This is a genomic window from Rhodococcus sp. PAMC28707, assembly GCF_004795915.1.
Lineage (GTDB): Bacteria > Actinomycetota > Actinomycetes > Mycobacteriales > Mycobacteriaceae > Rhodococcoides.
Genome location: NZ_CP039253.1, coordinates 2108596 through 2125859, shown reverse-complemented (window position 1 = coordinate 2125859; position 17264 = coordinate 2108596). Strand labels below are relative to the sequence as shown.

Below are 17264 nucleotides of genomic sequence, written 5' to 3'. Positions count from 1 at the left end.
AGCCTGAGCACGCCTCCTGCGGCGTGTGCGCTCATCGCGCACACGCGCACACGCGCACACGCGCACAGGTGACGTCAGGCGCCGTCTTTCGGCCCTAGCGGTCGTGGAAACCTGGGGTCGAGTCGACGCGCAGGCGAGTCAGATTCCGGTAGCTGATCAGCCACCGACCGTCCTCCAGACGGTATTCCTCGTGGTAGTGGCCGTATCCATGAAGGTGCTCGGTCATGCCGGTGGCAGTGTTGGTCCACCAGAGTTTGTCCTCCATCGCCCAGATTCCCGTGGCGGTCGTCGGCGAAGTCAACGTGATCTCCGGGGTGTGGCCGTGGTGCACGCTGGTGACCGTCACCGTGCCGTCGAGAGTGCTCCGAATTGCGTTCGCCAGCGCCTGCGAGCCGGTGACCTGTTTGCCGGTTTCGGAGGTGCCGGTCTGCGGGGCAGCGTCGGGACTGGCCCATGAGTCGCTGACTACGTCGTCGGTGTGGAAGCCCGCGTAGCGGTCCCATTCCTTGTTGTCCATGCACCGCAGGCGGGCTGCGAAGAGCTGCTGGATCTCCTCGATCGCCAGAAGTCGGTCGAGTGCGTCGCTCGCGTTGATCGTCATACCGGTCCACGTTGCCAGGCTCTGGGGTGCGGTCGAGTTGGATTTCCGCTGGATGGGATACGTGCGCCTAGAGGGGCTGTAGTTCGCTGCTTTCAGGACATCGCTGCTTTCAGGACATCGATGCGTGCCACACCAACGCAGCGGCGAGCGCGCCGACGCCGTTGAGTGACCAGTGCAACGCGATCGGGGCGATCAGGCTGCCACTGCGACGTCGCAGCCAGGTGAAGACGAAGCCGGCTGCGGCTGTCGCGATGACCGCCGCCACGATGCCTGCGATCTGACCGAACACCCCGCCGCCGAGAAAATTGCTCAGCCCCGCATTGCCCGCGGTCAATCCGAGTGACGACGCGATATGCCACAGGCCGAAGAGCAGTGAGCCGGCGGCGAAGACGCCACGGGCACCATAAATGCGTCCGAGCGTGCCGTGCAGGACGCCGCGGAAGGCCAGCTCCTCGGGGATGACCGTTTGCAACGGGATGACGATCATCGACGCGACGAGCGCGGCCGAGATGGTGGCGTACCGATCCGCCATGAAGAACGGCCTGGTCATCGGCAGCAGAGCTCCGATCGCAACGACGGTGACGACGAGTCCGACGGCACCGAGCGCGTAGATCGAACCGGTCTTCCATTGCTTCGGTGACAGGCCCAGTTCGGCCCAGCCGAGTCCGCGGCGTCGGGTGAGTGCAACGAGGATGACGGCCGCGATGGGGACCGTCGCGATGCTGGCCCACACGGTGGTGAAGTGGGCGATCAGGTTGGTACCGACCAGCACCAGAACAACGACGGCAACATCGAGGTACGCGTTGAATCCACGTCGGCGAGAGGTCTTCGCGTCGGCCTGGGTCATGAGCATCTCACCTAGTGTACGGAAAACCTGTTCGGTGCCGAGGCGTCAAGGCGGGTGGTGTGACCGAATCCTCACCTCGGCCGGGTGGCCTGCCTCCCGACGGACTCCCTGGTGAGCGCACCAGCCGCCGTCCGCGGCTACTAGGGCACAATGGCGACGATGCCTGATACCTCTCGGACCCAGCCCCGTCTCGTCGCCAGCGACGTAGACGGCACCCTTCTCGACGCCCACGAGCGGGTCAGCGAGCGCACTCGACGAGCGGTTCTGACCATGGTCGGGGAGGGGACCCCGTTCATCCTCTCGACCGGGCGACCGCCGCGATGGATCTCACCCGTCGTCGAGCAACTCGGTTATGCACCGATGTGTGTATGCGCCAACGGCGCGGTGATCTACGACAGTGGCACCGATCGGATTCTCGACACCCAGACGCTGTCGGCCGAGACGCTGCAGTGGCTTGCCGACGTCGCGTACTCGGTGTTGCCCGGTTGCGGGTTGGCGGCCGAGCGGACCGGTAAATCGGCACACGACGCTGCGACGCCGCAGTTCGTCAGTTCACCCGGTTACGAGCACGCGTGGCTCAATCCCGACAACACGGAAACTTCCGACACCGAGGTGTTGGAAGTGCCGGCCGTGAAATTGCTCATCAGATTGTCCAGCGCGTCGAGCGGGGACATGGTTGCCGCTCTCGAACCGCTGATCGACGGCCGGGCGGATATCACGTTCTCCACCGACAACGGGCTGATCGAACTGTCGGCACCCGGTGTGACCAAGGCATCCGGTGTCGCCATGATCGCCGAGCGACTGTCGGTGGCGGCGAAAGACATTGCTGCGTTCGGCGATATGCCCAACGACATCCCGATGCTGAAGATGGTAGGCCGAGGCGTAGCCATGGCAAACGCGCACCCCGCCGTCCTCGCTGCAGCCGACGAAGTGACGGTGAGCAACGTGGACGACGGGGTGGCGGTGGTTCTCGAACGCTGGTGGTGACTTCTCCGGACGAATTAGGCACAGCCATAATCGGTCGCAGGCTCGACGAAATCTTTGGCTCCTCTGCGATAGCCGCAATCGGTAGCCGCTGTTCACGTGTCCTCGCCGATGCGTAGATGGGCGGCCGATGTGCGTTCGATGGCTTACGTTTCGACTACTGCAGATCCGCCGGTCAAATCGGGATTGATCTGCAGTAGATGCAACATTGGGTCGAATTGAGTGCAGATGGGCACGCAGGTTCACTTTTCAACACTGCTCCCGCGTTGTGAAACCATGGCCGGATGACAGTTCGACCGTGCACCGATGCTTCGCCGGCTCAGTGGCTACTCACCGCGGACCGCGACTGGTCGGACCTAGCCGTGCGCGGACCGCTCGGATTTGAGGCGTACGCGCGCCTGCGCTTCATCCCCGACCCGACCCACTCAAGCCAACGCGCACAGGAATCTGACACGAGCAGGCACTTCCTGGCAGAGATCACACAACTCTCCATCGGAGTTTCGCACCTCGCCAACCACACCACCACACCCGACAACTGCTACTTCGCCATCTGGGAAGGATGGGGCGGACTCGAACTCGTCGGACCGGTGCAAGTCCCGTTCATCAACCGTGAAGCAGTCTTGTTCAACGGTACCGCCGACGATCTCTCGACATGGGTCGACTCGCGCGATCACACCAGCCCCGACAACTTGCCGATTCCAGCATTCCTCTGGCCCGCCGACCAGGCTTGGTGTATCGCCAACGACGTCGATTCCCACTTCGCCACCATTGGCGCGAGCTCCAATGCAATCGGAGAACTTCTCGACAACACCATCATTGATGTCACCGAAGACGATCCCAGCCGTCCGCAACCCTGGTACATCGACTAGAGCCCATGCAACCGCCGACGCCGAAACCCATCCGAGGGCGGGGCTGTCAGGGAATACTGCACGCTTCGGATACTGCACATCCCCCGGTGTCAGTTTCAGAAGGCGACTGCACGATGTCAGAAGTGGACTGCATTACTCCACCATTTGTTACCGGTGTCACTGCGCGTCGCGTTCGCATTGCTGAAGCAAGTCACAATCGAACGGTCTGCCTCAACATGGCGTACACCACTGTGTTCGTCCACTGATCCTCGCAGCGCCAGTCTGCAACGAAGTGAGCCTCCCGGCGCATGCCGAGCCGTTCGGCAAGCGCAGCGGAGGCGGTATTTCGCCCATCCATTTCGGCGATCACCCGATGCACCTCCGGCACGGCAAACACGACGTCGTCGAGCAGTGTCTGCACCGCCTCGGTGGCGTACCCGCGGCCGCGCGCATCAGGAGCAAACACCCACCCCAACTCCAACGTCTGCTCTTTGCCAGCAGCAAACCAGACTGCGACGTTGCCGATTACAACCCTGTCGGCCTCGACGACGAGATTCACACCGCCATCATCGAGACTCGTTCTTCTGCAACGTTGTTCGACCTTGTTTCGAGCCTGCACCTCATCCCACGGACCATGACACAAGTACTTGCAGACCTCCGGGTCGCTGTAGTACCGCAGCAAAGCACCCGCATCGGTCGAACGGTATGACCTGAGAGTCAACCGGTCGGTCTTCAGCTCCATACAGTCAACGATGCCACGTCCATCTCCTGGACCAGTAATGTGAGTTTAGAAGACATCCACATCCCGTCGGAAGTTGATGACTTCACTCACCTCTCGCGATCGCCAGAGAGTCTCGTTCCATATATGAGACGTGGCAGTTCAAGATTGAAATCCTATGCAAAAAACGGGATTGAAGTGATCGGCTCTGTACAACAACGTCACGCTCGCACGGGTCGATCACGCTAGCTACCGGAGAGATCTACACAGAACGGTACGGCACCTCGACATACCCGCTGCCGCTGTCAGGGTCCAGGACCCACACTTTGCTCAGATCTCGTGGATCGCGTCGGATAACGAACTGGCCCAACTTTTCTCGTCGAGTGGTCCACGGTTTCAGAGCGTTCGAGAAGTACTGGATGTGGTCGATGGCGAACCCCGCCCGAGTCAGGCGGCGCCGTACGACGGGAAGGAAATCCACCAGGAATGCGGTCTCGTCCACCACTGTCGACGTTGACAGAGCATCGTCGGCGTCGTTGCTGCTGGTCCACTGCGCAGCGGTGCTCCGGCGGATTCCGGTGTGCACGTCCGCGTGATAGGCCGCGATCGCCAGGGTCAGCCAGCGTTCCAATTCTTGTAACGTCAGTCCAGCCATGCCCCTTGAGTCGTAGCTGCCCCGTTCCGTTGGGTTCGAGAACGCAGTGCCGTGGAGTTCGTGAACCTGGGTCATGACGGTGCCGAGGATGCGCTCGACGATCCCGCAGTAATGCGGTCGAGCGAGTGGTCGGTAACCGAGGTCGATGCCGTGCTGCTCGCAATCGAATACCCACCGGACTGCGAAGTGCTACGGGGGCTTCGCTGGTTCAGGTCTGGTAAGAATGAGCCATGGCATCCGACTCGCCGAAAGGCGCATGACCAGCTCGCGCGTATTCCGGCCCGGTCCTTTAGCCGGCCACGGCTCTGATCTCTGGCTTCTCGACGTCGGAAAGCCCGTCCTACTGCACCGCACCCGAGACGGAGCCACCGCGACGTACGTCATCCCCGGTGGCTCCTATGGTTCCGGCATCGTCGGCCACACCCCGCGGTGGTTGCATGCCGACGGTTTGGGCTGCTGGATCGTCGGCGTCGACGGCATCGTCCACTGCGACCACGCGGGCATTGTCACCACGGTCCAGTCCACCCGGATATCAGGATCAGCTCTGATGAACGGCGTATTGGCGACGTCGGTAACCGGTGTCGACGAGCTCACCCTGCGCACGATGGGCGGTGTGTTTGCGACTGTCGGACTTCCGGCCGAGGTGCGGACGATCTACCCGTCAGGCCACGGGTTCGTGATACTGATGCGCACCGGACGCTACGAGCCGGGAGTTCAACGCGGATCCTGGTGCGCACACGTCGGACTCGACGGAACCCTTGCGCTCGGCACGGCTTGGGAGATTCGTCCCTGGCGAGGGTTGGACACCGTGGTCGACGTGGGAACGCAGATCGCCGTCGGCAAGGGTGCCTCGTTCGGGCAGGTGCTCGACACGGAACTGACGCCGGCATTTTCGCTGCCGCTGACGTCGGAGTTTCCGCCCTGGGCGACGGCCTCAGGTGTCTGGATGGTGATGCGATCGTCCAGACTGGTTCATAGACTGGGTGATTCGGGGTTTGCGACGCAGTCCGACATAGCGCGGCCGCATTTCACCTACTTCTGCCTCGACCGCGGCCTGACGCGTCCCGAGCGGTGGGCTGGTGCTCCTGGGTTTCCGATCGGCCTGGCGGTGGTACCGGAGCTCGGCGAATTGTGGATCTCGACGATGACCGGCACGTTCGTCGGCGCTACCGGGTCGGGCCCGGTGTCGATGGAAGAAGTCGAATTCGATTCTCTCCCTCAGATTCCCGTGAATGCGCCGCTTGAACTCGGCGAGCCGGACGAGTGGACCGAGCACCAACGCATCCGATTGCTGGCGGAGAACAGAGCCGCAGGTTTGCTCGGCATCGAGATCGACGGCTGGTTCCCTACCACGACGTCGATTCTGACGTTCCGCATTCGAGGGATGAACGGCGTGTGTGCGCGGTTGATGTCCGTCTTCGATCGTGACGGTCGGCCGCGGTTGTGGCAGGGTGCGCCGACGCTGATGGAGTGGATCAACCTCGACATCATGGAGGCGGGCGGTCTCGAGCGTCTGTGCAAGAAGGAGCCCGGGCGGTTCGGATATGTGTGGACGTGACTTCCAGTGGTGCGGCTGAGGCGCACGTACCTCGGCCCAAGTGCACAAAGACGTTTTCGCGGGACAGTTTTGACTCATGACTATGTACTGGTAAATCTACGAGTACGTGGAGGAGCGGGATTTTCCGCTGGTGCTCGGGCCCCGTTGCCGATGACCAGGGACAGCGGAGCCCGATCGTGGTTCGAATGCAGCACGGCTCGACCGCATTCGAGTGTCGGCTGGTCCGCGCCGCGTAGCGATCATCGGGGTATCGCTTGCGAGTGATGGGATTGACTTGTCTAGTGCGACAGAGTCGGTGTGGTTATCGCCGAATCGGCTCCACCGGGAGCCCGCTCTCATCGAGCACAAGCCAGAGCACCAGGCCCTCCGCCTGATCGACGCGGCCATATCGTGGCAACCTGATCGATCCGATATCTCGCTCCACATCGTTGAACACCTGTACATCACCCCTCCTGTTCGAGGTGATGTCGACCGATCCGGAGGTTCATACGTGGTGACGTACTGCGCATGTCGCCCCGTAGTCCGTTCAACAGATCAAACCCCGCTGCGGCATCGGCCGCAGCGAGGCACGAAACCTACGGCGCCGGTGCTACCTCGGGTGCTATCGGAGCCGGTTCGATCGGAGCCGACACGGCACCTTCGTCCATCTTCTGCTGGTAGGTGTCGTTGTAGGTCTTGATGACCGTGGTGACGATTCCGGTGGCTTCGTTGAAGATCAGTGAACCGTTCTCGAAATCGGTCCGCAGGCCCTCGGGGACGCGGTACTCATCCGTACTCGGAAGTCCGAGATCACCGTTCTCCGCACCCAGGGCGAGGAACTGATCGAAAATTTTGCCGATCACCGCGACTGCTTGGCCGGCGATGGTCGTGAAAATCGATCCGTTGGCGAACCCGGCGGACTGTCCACCCTTGACCTGTACGAGGCCGCTGACCGGGGTTCCGAGAATTCCGGTTTCGCCGCCCGAGGCCAACCACTTCTGTGCGATCGGATTCTGATCGGCAAGGCGGAGCAGTTCGTCGACGAGAGCCGGAACTCCGGCACCGAGCGCGCCGCTGACATCCGTCCCCGCGGAGTTAGGGGTCTGCGCCACTGGTGCCGCCGGGGCCGGTTCCGCTGGATCGGCCTCTACAGGAGCAGAACTCACCTCGGCACCGCCCAGCGACGCTTCGGCGATATCGCGAATCTCGTCCAGCTTTGCGTAGGCACCGTCACCGGGGCATGCGGTGTTCCCGACGTCACGGTGCGCAAAGATGACCGGCAGGTCGACGTTTTGGCCTTGGCCGACGAACGTGAACTCCGTGCCCTCGGACGTCATCGTCGTGCTGCCCTTGGGGTCGAGTCCGGCGAGTCCTAGACGCCAGCCGAGGAACGAGCCGACCGAATCGATGGTTGCCTGTGGTGGTGCTTCGGTGGAGAAGTCGCCCATCATTGCAATGCCCATGGTGTTTTCGTTGAACCCTCCGGCATGCGCACCCTGCACCGGCTTGTCCAAACCGCCTGCTCGGCCTTCGAATATCTGGCCGTACTTGTCGACCAACACGTTGTAACCGACGTCGCACCAGCCGAGTGTCTGGGCGTGGTAGGCGTAGATGGCCCGAACGATCTCGACCGATTCGGACTTCGAATACTCGTTGCTGCCCGCGGTGTGATGCACTGTCGCGCCGCTGAGGAAGTCGTCGTAGTCCGGGGTGGCACAACGGATGGATTCGTCTGCGCCCCACTGCGATCGCGAGATCACCTTCGGGCCCGTACTCCCCGCGACGGGTGTCGCGAGATCACTGAGTGTGGCGTCCGCGGGGGACGTACCGGGCTGAATCAGGACGGCACTGACGCCGTCGATCGCCGACGCGAGCGGAGTGTCCTGCTGACGCAACGGCTTCGAGACGGACGCGGGCGTGTAACCGAGTGACGGCTCGGGAGCGGGCGCCACCTCTGGGGCGGGCGCCACCTCCGGAGCGGGCGCTACCGGTGCTGGGACGGGCGCTTGTGGTCGCGGAGTCATCAGCAGTTGAACTGCCTTGGTTGCTCCCACGAAAATCGGCTCGGTGCCCTGCTTCTCGGGTGCGGCGGCCGCGGCGTCGACGCCTGTGTCTACGGGTTCGGTTGCGAGCCAGGGGCCCCAGGATCCGTCGTCGAGTTGGCGACGAATTTGCGCCGACGCGTTGTCGAGTCCCGTCGACGTCAGGGCAACCATGCTGAACGGGGTGTCCTGCTTCAGTTCCTTGACGACAGCGCCGAGTGGCGCACCGGGATCGTCACCGGCAGGAGGAGTTGCCGGAGCCGACACGTCGCTCGGTGCCAGCGGAGCCGGCACCTGAGCGGAAGGTGCCGAGGAGTCGGGGACCGTCAGGCCGGGGATCTCCGGTATCTGGAACGGCGGGATGGCGATGTTGTCCGGAAGCGGCAGGTACTTCAGATCGGACAGGCGGAGGTCTGGTAGCGGAAGACCCGTCAGTTCCCGGAGGGGGATGACGATGTCCGGTGCTGCCGCCAGAGCCGTTTCGACGATCGTGGTCGGCACTGTCACAGGGGTGGTCTCGTTGGCCGATCGAACATCGGTGGACGCAGAATCGCCGGAGATGCTGTACGCCGCGAGAGGGCTCGCGACGGCCAGTAGGGCGACGGCGCCGAGAACGATCGACGGCTTCGTTCGACGGTGCAAGGCGGTACTCCTGGTTGTAGGCGAACTGTTAATGAGGTGGTGCGTTCCGATGTGGCGGTACTGGCTATAGCCACATGGGTCACATCCACCCCATCCGACACAAGGCTAAACCTTAGCTTGAGAGTTAGTCACCGCGAGGATTGCCAGTACGTGCGGCGCGTCGAAACTCACCGCCTACGCTTTTGTCTTGTGACAGTCCATTTCATCGGTGCCGGTCCCGGTGCGCCCGACCTGCTGACACTGCGCGCAGTCGAGCTACTCAACGCCAGTCCAGTGTGTGTTTACGCTGGTACATACATCGACGACGCGATTCTTGCGCACTGTCCACCGGGCACTCGACTCGTCGACACCGCTCGCCTCGACCTGGACACGATCACGAAAGAACTCGTCGACGCTCATCGACGTGGTGACGATGTCGCACGGCTGTGCTCGGGAGATCCGTCGCTCTACTCCGCGCTCGCGGAGCAGTCGGCACGCCTCGACGCCGCAGGAGTGCCCTGGGATGTCACTCCCGGTGTTCCCGCTTACGCCGCGGCTGCTGCCACGCTTCGCATCGAGCTGACGGTCCCCGAGGTCACACAGTCCGTCGTGCTGACACGGACGCAGGCCCGATCTACGGCGATGCCGGATACCGAGGCGCTGTCGCGGTTCGCCGAAACGCGGTCGACGCTGGTGCTGCATTTGGCCATCACCCGGATCCGGGCGTTGGTCGAGGAGATCGTCGGTGAGTACGGCGCCGGCTGCCCGGCCGCTGTCGTCTTTCATGCAAGCAAGCCCGATCAGCTCGTCCTGAACGGAACCCTCGCCGACATCGCCGACCAGGTCGAGGCCGCAGGGCTCCGCCAGGCTGCGGTCATTCTCGTCGGACCTGCGGTGGGCCGCACCCCCGGCGTGGAATCGCACCTCTACGACGCTTGCCGAGATCGAGCAGGAGTGGAGCCTGCGGAACGACCAGAGGGGTTCCGATGAAGATCCATCTCGTCGGAATCGGCGGCGGGCACCCTGACCAGATCACCGTCCAGGCTGTCGGGAAGCTTCGCGAGGTCGATGTGTTCCTCGTTGCGGACAAGGGCGCATCGGTCGGTGATCTAGGTGACGCGCGCGCGGAGATTTTGCGACGTCATGTGCCGGGGGAGTACCGCGTGGTCGCTGTCCCCGACCCGGAGCGTGACCGGAAGCCCAGCGACTACGGGACCGCAGTACTGGACTGGCACGACGCCCGCGCCCGCGCCTACGAGGAGGTGCTGCTCGGTCTGGACCCGTCGGCGACCGTGGGGTTCCTCGTCTGGGGTGACCCTGCTCTCTATGACAGCACCATCAGAGTGATCGAGCGGGTCCGTGACTTCGGAACCCTCGATATCGACTACGACGTCACGCCAGGTATCAGCAGTGTGTCGATGCTCGCCGCCGCCCACCGCCTGGTGCTCAACCGAATCGGTGGTCCGATCACCATCACCACCGGCAGGGCACTCGAGGGCGACGTAGCGGCCGGAGCGGACAACATCGTGGTCATGCTCGACGGACACCTGGCCTGCCGCGCGTTGGTCGGGGAGAACCGTTGGGGCATTCACTGGGGCGCCAATCTGGGAACAGTGGATGAAAAGTTGGTGTCCGGCAGGTTGGACGACTGCATCGACGAGATCGACCGGGTGCGCGCCGAGCTCAAGAGCAGGCACGGCTGGGTGATGGATACCTACCTGTTGCGGGCAGGAGCGGAGCCTGCGGAGTGACTTTGGTAGGTCAGGAGCGGAGCCTGCGGAGTGACTTCAAGGGGTCAGGAGCGGAGCCTGCGGAGTGACTTCAAGGGGTCAGGAGCGGAGCCTGCGGAGTGACTTTGGTAGTCAGGAGCGGAGGGTGCGGGGGTTGTCGGATACCCTGATTGCCCGTGACTGCCGTAAACCCTGTGCCTGTTGATTCCGACGCTTCCGTGACCGGCCGATACGACCTGATCGTCGTCGGATCCGGGTTCTTCGGACTGACTGTGGCGGAGCGCTCGGCGTCTCAGCTGGGCAAGCGTGTCCTTGTTCTGGACCGCCGCCACCACCTTGGAGGTAATGCGTACTCGGAGGCCGAGCCCGAGACGGGTATCGAGATCCATAAGTACGGTGCTCACCTTTTTCATACCTCGAACAAGCGGGTGTGGGATTACGTGAATCAGTTCACGGATTTCACGAGTTACCAGCATCGCGTGTTCGCGCTGCACAAGGGCCAGTCGTACCAGTTCCCGATGGGCCTCGGTTTGATCTCGCAGTTCTTCGGTAAGTATTACTCTCCTGCCGAGGCGCGTGCGCTCATCGAGGAGCAGTCCAGTGAGTTCGATTCGAAGGTTGCGCAGAACTTCGAGGAGAAGGCGATTTCGTTGATCGGGCGCCCGCTGTACGAGGCGTTCATCCGCGACTACACCGCCAAGCAGTGGCAGACGGACCCGAAGAATCTGCCGGCGGGAAACATCACGCGGCTGCCTGTGCGTTACACGTTCGACAATCGCTACTTCAACGACACGTACGAGGGTCTGCCGGTCGACGGTTACACCGCGTGGTTGGAGAACATGACTGCCGGCGACCTGATCGAGGTCCGGCTGAACACCGATTGGTTCGACGTGCGTGAGAAGTTGATCGCCGAGAGCCCGGATGCCCCGATTGTCTACACTGGCCCACTGGACCGTTACTTCGACTACTCGGAAGGCGAATTGGGCTGGCGCACAATCGATTTCGAGACCGAGGTGCTAGCGACCGGTGATTTCCAGGGCACGCCGGTGATGAACTACAACGACGCCGACGTCCCGTTCATTCGTATTCACGAGTTCCGCCACTTCCATCCCGAGCGGGCGTACCCGGCCGACAAGACCGTCATCATGCGAGAGTTCTCGCGATTCGCCGAGAGCGGCGACGAGCCGTACTACCCGATCAACACTCCCGCGGACCGCCAGAAACTGGAGGCGTACCGCGACCGCGCGAAGAAGGAAGCCGCCGACAACGGGGTTCTCTTCGGCGGGCGGCTCGGCACCTATCAGTACCTCGACATGCACATGGCCATTGCCAGTGCGCTGAACTTGTACGACAACACGCTCGCACCACATTTCGAGTCGGGCGCGGCCCTGGCAGGAGACAAATGACGGCCAAGCATCTGCTCGAGGACGGCGCCCTCGACTTCGCCCCCTACTTCGGTAAGTCGCTTCTGCAGCGGGTGCTGTTGCCGCGTCCAGGTGAGCCGCTCGACGTGCGCACCCTGTACCTCGAGGAGGCGACAACGAATGCCCGACGGGCACATTCGCTGTCGCGGACCTCGTTGACGGTCGGCGCCGAATCCGAGGTGTCGTTCTGCACTTACTTCAATGCGTTCCCGGCGAGCTACTGGCGCCGCTACAGCATCCTGAAGTCCGTTGTGCTGCGCGTGGAGGTCTCCGGGCATTGCCGGATCGATGTCTACCGCTCCAAAGCGGACAGTTCACGCATCCACGTCGAGGGCCGTGAAGCCGTCGACGGTGATGCGGCACAAGAGTTCGTGATCGATCTCGGTCCGTTCGAGGATGGCGGTTGGATCTGGTTCGACATCACCTCCGACTCCGAGGTCGTCCTGGAGAGTGCCGGGTGGTTCGCGCCGATCGAGGCACCGGGCGAGGCGACGGTAGCCGTCGGGATTCCGACGTTCAACCGCCCGACCGACGCAGTGAAAGCTCTCGTGGCGCTCGGCTCGGACCCACTGGTGCTCGACGTGATCAAGGCCGTCATCATGCCCGATCAGGGCACGAGAAAAGCTAAGGACGAGCCCGGGTTCGACGAGGCCGAAGCAGGGTTGGGTGGCCGCCTTGCCATCCATGACCAGGCCAACCTCGGTGGTTCCGGTGGCTACAGCCGGATCATGTACGAGGCGCTGGAGAACACCGACTGCCAACACATTCTGTTCATGGACGACGACATCGAGATCGAACCCGACTCGATTCTCCGCGCCCTCGCCATGTCGCGATTCGCGAAGGTCCCCACGCTCGTGGGCGGCCAGATGCTCAACCTCCAGGCGCGCAGTCATCTGCACGTCATGGGCGAGGTCATCAACCGCGGCAACTTCATGTGGACCGGCGCCCAAAACGTCGAGTACGACCACGACTTCAGCGAATATCCGCTGCGCTCGAGCAAGTTGCTGCACCGCCGCATCGACGTCGACTACAACGGCTGGTGGATGTGCATGATTCCGCGCGTCGTCGCGGAAGAGCTCGGTCAGCCACTCCCACTGTTCATCAAATGGGACGACGCCGAATACGGTCTGCGCGCACGCGAAGCCGGCTACCCGACGGTCACCCTCCCCGGGGCGGCTATCTGGCACATGGCGTGGAGCGACAAGGACGACGCTATCGATTGGCAGGCGTATTTCCACCTGCGTAACCGTCTCGTCGTCGCTGCGCTGCACATGCCCGGCAACGGACGTGGCCTGGTCCTCGACACCGTCAAGGCAACTGTCAAGCACCTGCTGTGCCTCGAGTACTCCACTGTTGCCATTCAGAACAAGGCGATCCGCGACTTCCTCGCAGGGCCCGAGCATATCCTCGAGATCCTCCCGACGTCGTTGGGCGAAGTGCACGCGCTGCGCAAAACTTTCCCGGACGCCGTCGTCGTGGATTCCTCGACGGAACTTCCTCTCGCATCCGGCGAGGAGGTGGGAGCCGTCGGGCAGCCGACGAACCCGCTGTCGAAGATTTCCCGCCTTGCCAAGGGACTGATCCACAACGTCAAGCCTGCGCACAATCAACACCACGAGCGTCCACAGCTCAACGTGCCGACGCTCGACGCCCGGTGGTTCCTGCTCTCGCAGGTCGATGGCGTCACCGTCACCACTGCTGACGGGCGCGGCGTCGTCTACCGCCAGCGTGACCGCGAGAAAGCGGCGGCGTTGCTGAAAGAAGCAATGGCGCTACGAACCGAACTCTCGCGTCGGTTCCCCGAACTCAAGGGTCGCTACCGCGACGCCGTCCCTCACCTCACCAGTAAGGAAACCTGGGAACGTGTCTTCCGCTACGAGGGTTAACAAACAGAACGAGGCTGCTGCCGAAGTTCGCGTGTTGGCGAAAATTCAGTCGACGGTGGGCGCGCAACCCGGGGCCGTCGCGGTGGCTCGGGGGATGTCGCACTTCGGTGAGCACGCGCTCGGCTGGGTTGCCATCGCTGGTATCGGCGCTGCTCTCGACGCGCCCCGCCGGCGTCAGTGGGCAGGTGTCGCGGCCGGGGCGGTGGGTTCGCATGCAGCATCTATCGTGATCAAGCGAGTGGTGCGGCGTCGACGCCCCAATGACCCATCGGTACAGGTCAATGTCTCCACGCCGAGCAAACTGAGCTTTCCGTCCTCGCACGCCACCTCGACTACGGCAGCCGCCGTGTTGCTCGGCAAGCTGACGGGGCTACCTTTACCAGCAATCCTGGTGCCCGCCGTCTTAGTACCACCGATGCTGCTCTCGCGGCTCGTTCTCGGTGTCCATTACCCGACAGATGTACTTGCAGGATCTGCGCTCGGCGCGATATCGGCAGCCGCCATCCTGAAGTTCGAAGGAGACAAATGAGCGAGGAAGCCTCCGCCGTCGGAGCACCACCGAAGAATCTTGCCGAAGGCGTGATCAAGGCGCTTCGACCCCGGCAGTGGGTCAAGAACGTCCTGGTACTCGCCGCGCCGCTGGCTGCGGGATCCGTCACCCAAGGTGATGTGCTTCTTCCCGTCGCACTGGCCTTCGTCGTGTTCTGTTTAGCGGCATCGGGCATCTACCTGGTCAACGACGCCCTCGATGTCGAGGCCGACCGCGCGCACCCGACCAAGCGGTTCCGTCCGATCGCTGCAGGTGTGCTGCCGGTCAACCTCGCCTACGCGATGGCCGCGGTGTCCCTGAGCCTTGCCGTCGGACTGTCTTTCTTCGCGAACTGGAAGCTTGCCCTGGTCATCGGGGTGTACATCGTCGTCCAGTTGGCGTACTGCTTCGGACTCAAGCATCAGGCCGTGCTGGACATCTGCATCGTGTCCTCGGGATTCCTGCTCCGGGCCATCGCTGGTGGTGTGGCCGCGTCCATTGAGCTCTCGCAGTGGTTCCTGCTGATCATGGCGTTCGGGTCGCTGTTCATGGCTGCCGGTAAGCGGTACGCGGAGTTGCAGTTCGCCGAGCGTACGGGCGCGAAGATCCGCAAGTCGCTGGAGAACTACACGACCACCTATCTGCGATTCGTGTGGACGCTCTCGGCTACCGCTGTCGTGCTCTGCTACGGCCTGTGGGCGTTCGAACAGGACGCCGCAACCACCACCAACTGGTTCGCCATCTCGATGATTCCGTTCACTATCGCTATCCTGCGTTACGCAGTCGATGTCGATGGAGGCGAGGCAGGTGAACCCGAGGAGATCGCGTTGGGCGATCGGGTGTTGCAGGTACTCGCGCTGGCGTGGATCGGAGTAGTGGTTGTCGCCGTCTACCTCGCGTGAGGTGCTGCCCGCCCCTACACGCACGTCGAGGACGATCTTCGGCATCGGTGTTGCCGTGTCCGCACTGTTGTTCCTTGCCGGTGCCTGGGAACGGCGGTGGATCGCCGACGACGGTCTGATCGTTCTCCGTACGGTCCGCAATCTTCTGGCCGGCAACGGCCCGGTCTTCAATGCCGGCGAGCGTGTGGAGACCAATACCAGCACCATCTGGACCTACCTGGTCTATGCGGTCAGCTGGCTCAGCGAGATACGTCTCGAGTACGTGGTCCTGACCATCGCGTTGGTCTTGTCGACCGCTGCGGTCGTGTTGGCGATGTTCGGTACCTACGCGCTTCGGACGCGGTCGGCCGGCGTGGTGGCCTACCTTCCCGCTGGGGTGCTCGTTTACATCGCGATTCCTCCTGCCCGAGATTTCGCCACTTCGGGTCTCGAGACATGTCTGGTCATTTTCTGGATTGCAGCGCTGTGGTTGCTGATGGTCCGCTGGTGCACCAGAACCATCAGCGGCCCCGCGTGGCTGTTCCTTGCCTTCTGGGCCGGCCTCGGTCCGCTGGTGCGCCCGGAACTCCTCATTCTGTCGGGGCTCGCGCTCATCATGCTGTTTCTTGCGCGTCAATCCTGGAAGAGTCGTCTCGCAGTCTTCGTCGTCGCAGGCATCGTGCCGGTCGGATATCAGATTTGGCGGATGGGTTACTACGGGTTGCCCTACCCGAACACTGCGGTGTCCAAGGATGCGGGCGGCGCGAAATGGGCACAGGGTTTCGACTATCTGTGGAATTTGCTCGGACCGTACATGCTGTGGTTGCCGCTGCTGCTGATGTTCGTCGCAGGCGTGGTGACGGCTGCGATGTCAGGCCTCGGAGGCCTGCGAATTCCGAGATCGCGCCGAGATGCGCAGAGCCTTTTACGCAGCCGAACCGCGGTCGTCGCATTCGTCCTGATCGGTGGACTTCTCTCAGCTGTTTATGCAGTTCGAGTCGGTGGCGATTTCATGCACGGCCGCACACTCCTGCCGGCATTGTTCACTCTCCTTCTTCCTATTTCGGTCTTACCCGTGACAATTCCGAACAAAAATTCCGATACACGGCAGGTGCTGATAACGGCAGGCGGCGGCGTCCTGTGGCTGGCCACGATCGTGTGGGCATTCTTTGCCGCCAACACGACCGGAATGCCGGAAGGGTCCATTGTCGGTCGCAGTGGAATCGTGGACGAGCGTGCCTTCTACTCCCTCAACACCGGGCATGCGCACCCCATTCTCGCCACGGACTACCTCGACTACCCGCGCATGCGACCGATGGTCGAAACGATCGCGAACACCCCGGACGGCGGGCTCCTGTTGCCCTCGGCACAGTTCACCTACTGGGATGTCGTGCCGCCGCCCCTGCCGATCCCGCCTGGTGGCGCTGGTCACACGGTCTACTTCTTGAACCTGGGCATGACGAGCATGAACGTCGGCCTCGATGTGCGGGTGATCGACCAAATGGGTCTTGCCTACCCGCTGGCTTCGCACACCGAGCGGTTGGAGAACGGCCGCATCGGGCACGACAAGAACTTGTACCCGGACTGGGTCGTCGCCGATCTGGGTCTCGTCGACAAACATCCGTTCCTGCCCTGGTACATGGACGAGGACTGGGTCGCTCAGGCGCGTGTAGCTCTCTCGTGCGAGGACACCCGTGAACTCATCGATTCGTATCGCGCCCCGCTGACGAAAGAGTTGTTCGTCAGAAACATCAAACGCTCACTGTTCTATGCCGGCTACCGATTCGATCGAGTTCCGGAGTACGAAATACAGAGATGTGGTTTAGAGCCACCAATCCTGCCGGGTGATAATTAGGCGGCCGTCAGTTGCTTCGATATCCATTCGAGGCCAAGATGGGATATCTCATTTTAGTAACGGGTATCGCGCTTCGGCCGATGTATGCGAAAGATGTGTGTGAATG

At 62.6% G+C, this 17264-nt stretch carries 14 protein-coding genes and 1 pseudogene; 10 read left to right on the top strand and 5 right to left on the bottom strand.

What is annotated here, in order from left to right:
- Positions 1–94: 94 nt before the first annotated feature.
- Together E5720_RS09600 and E5720_RS09595 are read right to left on the bottom strand one after the other, a co-directional pair.
- Positions 95–601, bottom strand: coding sequence for a nuclear transport factor 2 family protein (locus E5720_RS09600; protein WP_136170480.1), 507 nt, complete (start codon positions 599–601; stop codon positions 95–97).
- 109 nt (positions 602–710) lie between these two features.
- Entirely contained in the window at positions 711–1454 is a 744-nt protein-coding gene (locus tag E5720_RS09595) for a CPBP family intramembrane glutamic endopeptidase (protein ID WP_136170479.1), read from the bottom strand.
- A gap of 144 nt (positions 1455–1598) precedes the next feature.
- Here E5720_RS09595 and E5720_RS09590 point away from each other — a divergent pair, with 144 nt between their 5' ends.
- Together E5720_RS09590 and E5720_RS09585 are read left to right on the top strand one after the other, a co-directional pair.
- A complete protein-coding gene (locus E5720_RS09590) occupies positions 1599–2435 on the top strand; it encodes an HAD family hydrolase (RefSeq protein WP_136170478.1) in 837 nt (278 codons plus the stop codon).
- A gap of 281 nt (positions 2436–2716) precedes the next feature.
- Positions 2717–3301 carry a hypothetical protein gene (locus tag E5720_RS09585; RefSeq protein WP_136170477.1) on the top strand — a complete coding sequence of 195 codons (585 nt, stop codon included), beginning with the start codon at positions 2717–2719 and terminating at the stop codon, positions 3299–3301.
- Between the two features lie 190 nt (positions 3302–3491).
- On the opposite strand, the gene E5720_RS09580 is transcribed toward E5720_RS09585, so the two are convergent.
- Together E5720_RS09580 and E5720_RS09575 are read right to left on the bottom strand one after the other, a co-directional pair.
- Positions 3492–4022: a GNAT family N-acetyltransferase gene (locus E5720_RS09580; protein WP_136170476.1), complete on the bottom strand. Its 531-nt coding sequence runs from the start codon at positions 4020–4022 to the stop codon at positions 3492–3494.
- Between the two features lie 241 nt (positions 4023–4263).
- Positions 4264–4815 (bottom strand): annotated as a pseudogene (locus tag E5720_RS09575) (Mu transposase C-terminal domain-containing protein); the annotation flags it as partial.
- A gap of 94 nt (positions 4816–4909) precedes the next feature.
- Here E5720_RS09575 and E5720_RS09570 point away from each other — a divergent pair.
- Positions 4910–6211, top strand: coding sequence for a hypothetical protein (locus E5720_RS09570; protein WP_136170474.1), 1302 nt, complete (start codon positions 4910–4912; stop codon positions 6209–6211).
- 575 nt (positions 6212–6786) lie between these two features.
- On the opposite strand, the gene E5720_RS09565 is transcribed toward E5720_RS09570, so the two are convergent.
- Positions 6787–8874: an N-acetylmuramoyl-L-alanine amidase gene (locus E5720_RS09565; protein ID WP_136170473.1), complete on the bottom strand. Its 2088-nt coding sequence runs from the start codon at positions 8872–8874 to the stop codon at positions 6787–6789.
- 189 nt (positions 8875–9063) lie between these two features.
- Between E5720_RS09565 and cobM the strand changes: the two genes are divergently transcribed.
- The 7 genes from cobM to zomB all read left to right on the top strand — a co-directional run bounded on the left by cobM (position 9064) and on the right by zomB (position 17158).
- Complete coding sequence (gene cobM / locus E5720_RS09560; RefSeq protein WP_136170472.1) at positions 9064–9843, top strand: precorrin-4 C(11)-methyltransferase; 780 nt, start codon at positions 9064–9066, stop codon at positions 9841–9843.
- Positions 9840–10604: a precorrin-6A synthase (deacetylating) gene (gene cobF / locus E5720_RS09555; protein ID WP_136170471.1), complete on the top strand. Its 765-nt coding sequence runs from the start codon at positions 9840–9842 to the stop codon at positions 10602–10604. The genes cobM and cobF overlap by 4 nt, the downstream gene beginning before the upstream one ends.
- A gap of 155 nt (positions 10605–10759) precedes the next feature.
- Positions 10760–11989 (top strand): UDP-galactopyranose mutase, encoded by a 1230-nt coding sequence (gene glf, locus E5720_RS09550; protein ID WP_247596245.1) that lies wholly within the window; start codon positions 10760–10762, stop codon positions 11987–11989.
- Positions 11986–13893, top strand: coding sequence for a glycosyltransferase (locus E5720_RS09545; RefSeq protein WP_136170470.1), 1908 nt, complete (start codon positions 11986–11988; stop codon positions 13891–13893). Before glf ends, E5720_RS09545 begins: the two co-directional genes overlap by 4 nt.
- On the top strand, positions 13871–14422 hold the full coding sequence (locus tag E5720_RS09540) for a phosphatase PAP2 family protein (protein ID WP_136170469.1): 552 nt from the start codon (positions 13871–13873) through the stop codon (positions 14420–14422). The genes E5720_RS09545 and E5720_RS09540 overlap by 23 nt, the downstream gene beginning before the upstream one ends.
- The gene (locus E5720_RS09535) at positions 14419–15324 is read left to right on the top strand and encodes a decaprenyl-phosphate phosphoribosyltransferase (protein ID WP_136170468.1); all 906 of its coding nucleotides are present in this window, start codon (positions 14419–14421) and stop codon (positions 15322–15324) included. The genes E5720_RS09540 and E5720_RS09535 overlap by 4 nt, the downstream gene beginning before the upstream one ends.
- Positions 15302–17158, top strand: coding sequence for a flagellar motor control protein ZomB (gene zomB / locus E5720_RS09530; RefSeq protein ID WP_281727913.1), 1857 nt, complete (start codon positions 15302–15304; stop codon positions 17156–17158). The genes E5720_RS09535 and zomB overlap by 23 nt, the downstream gene beginning before the upstream one ends.
- The last annotated feature ends 106 nt before the right edge of the window (positions 17159–17264 follow it).

What these genes read in the sequence shown, in the direction of transcription:
- E5720_RS09600 (WP_136170480.1), bottom strand. Translation starts at nt 601, where the DNA reads ATGACGATCAACGCGAGCGACGCACTCGACCGACTTCTGGCGATCGAG.
- E5720_RS09595 (WP_136170479.1), bottom strand. Translation starts at nt 1,454, where the DNA reads ATGCTCATGACCCAGGCCGACGCGAAGACCTCTCGCCGACGTGGATTC.
- E5720_RS09590 (WP_136170478.1), top strand. Translation starts at nt 1,599, where the DNA reads ATGGCGACGATGCCTGATACCTCTCGGACCCAGCCCCGTCTCGTCGCC.
- E5720_RS09585 (WP_136170477.1), top strand. Translation starts at nt 2,717, where the DNA reads ATGACAGTTCGACCGTGCACCGATGCTTCGCCGGCTCAGTGGCTACTC.
- E5720_RS09580 (WP_136170476.1), bottom strand. Translation starts at nt 4,022, where the DNA reads ATGGAGCTGAAGACCGACCGGTTGACTCTCAGGTCATACCGTTCGACC.
- E5720_RS09570 (WP_136170474.1), top strand. Translation starts at nt 4,910, where the DNA reads ATGACCAGCTCGCGCGTATTCCGGCCCGGTCCTTTAGCCGGCCACGGC.
- cobF (WP_136170471.1), top strand. Translation starts at nt 9,840, where the DNA reads ATGAAGATCCATCTCGTCGGAATCGGCGGCGGGCACCCTGACCAGATC.
- E5720_RS09545 (WP_136170470.1), top strand. Translation starts at nt 11,986, where the DNA reads ATGACGGCCAAGCATCTGCTCGAGGACGGCGCCCTCGACTTCGCCCCC.
- E5720_RS09535 (WP_136170468.1), top strand. Translation starts at nt 14,419, where the DNA reads ATGAGCGAGGAAGCCTCCGCCGTCGGAGCACCACCGAAGAATCTTGCC.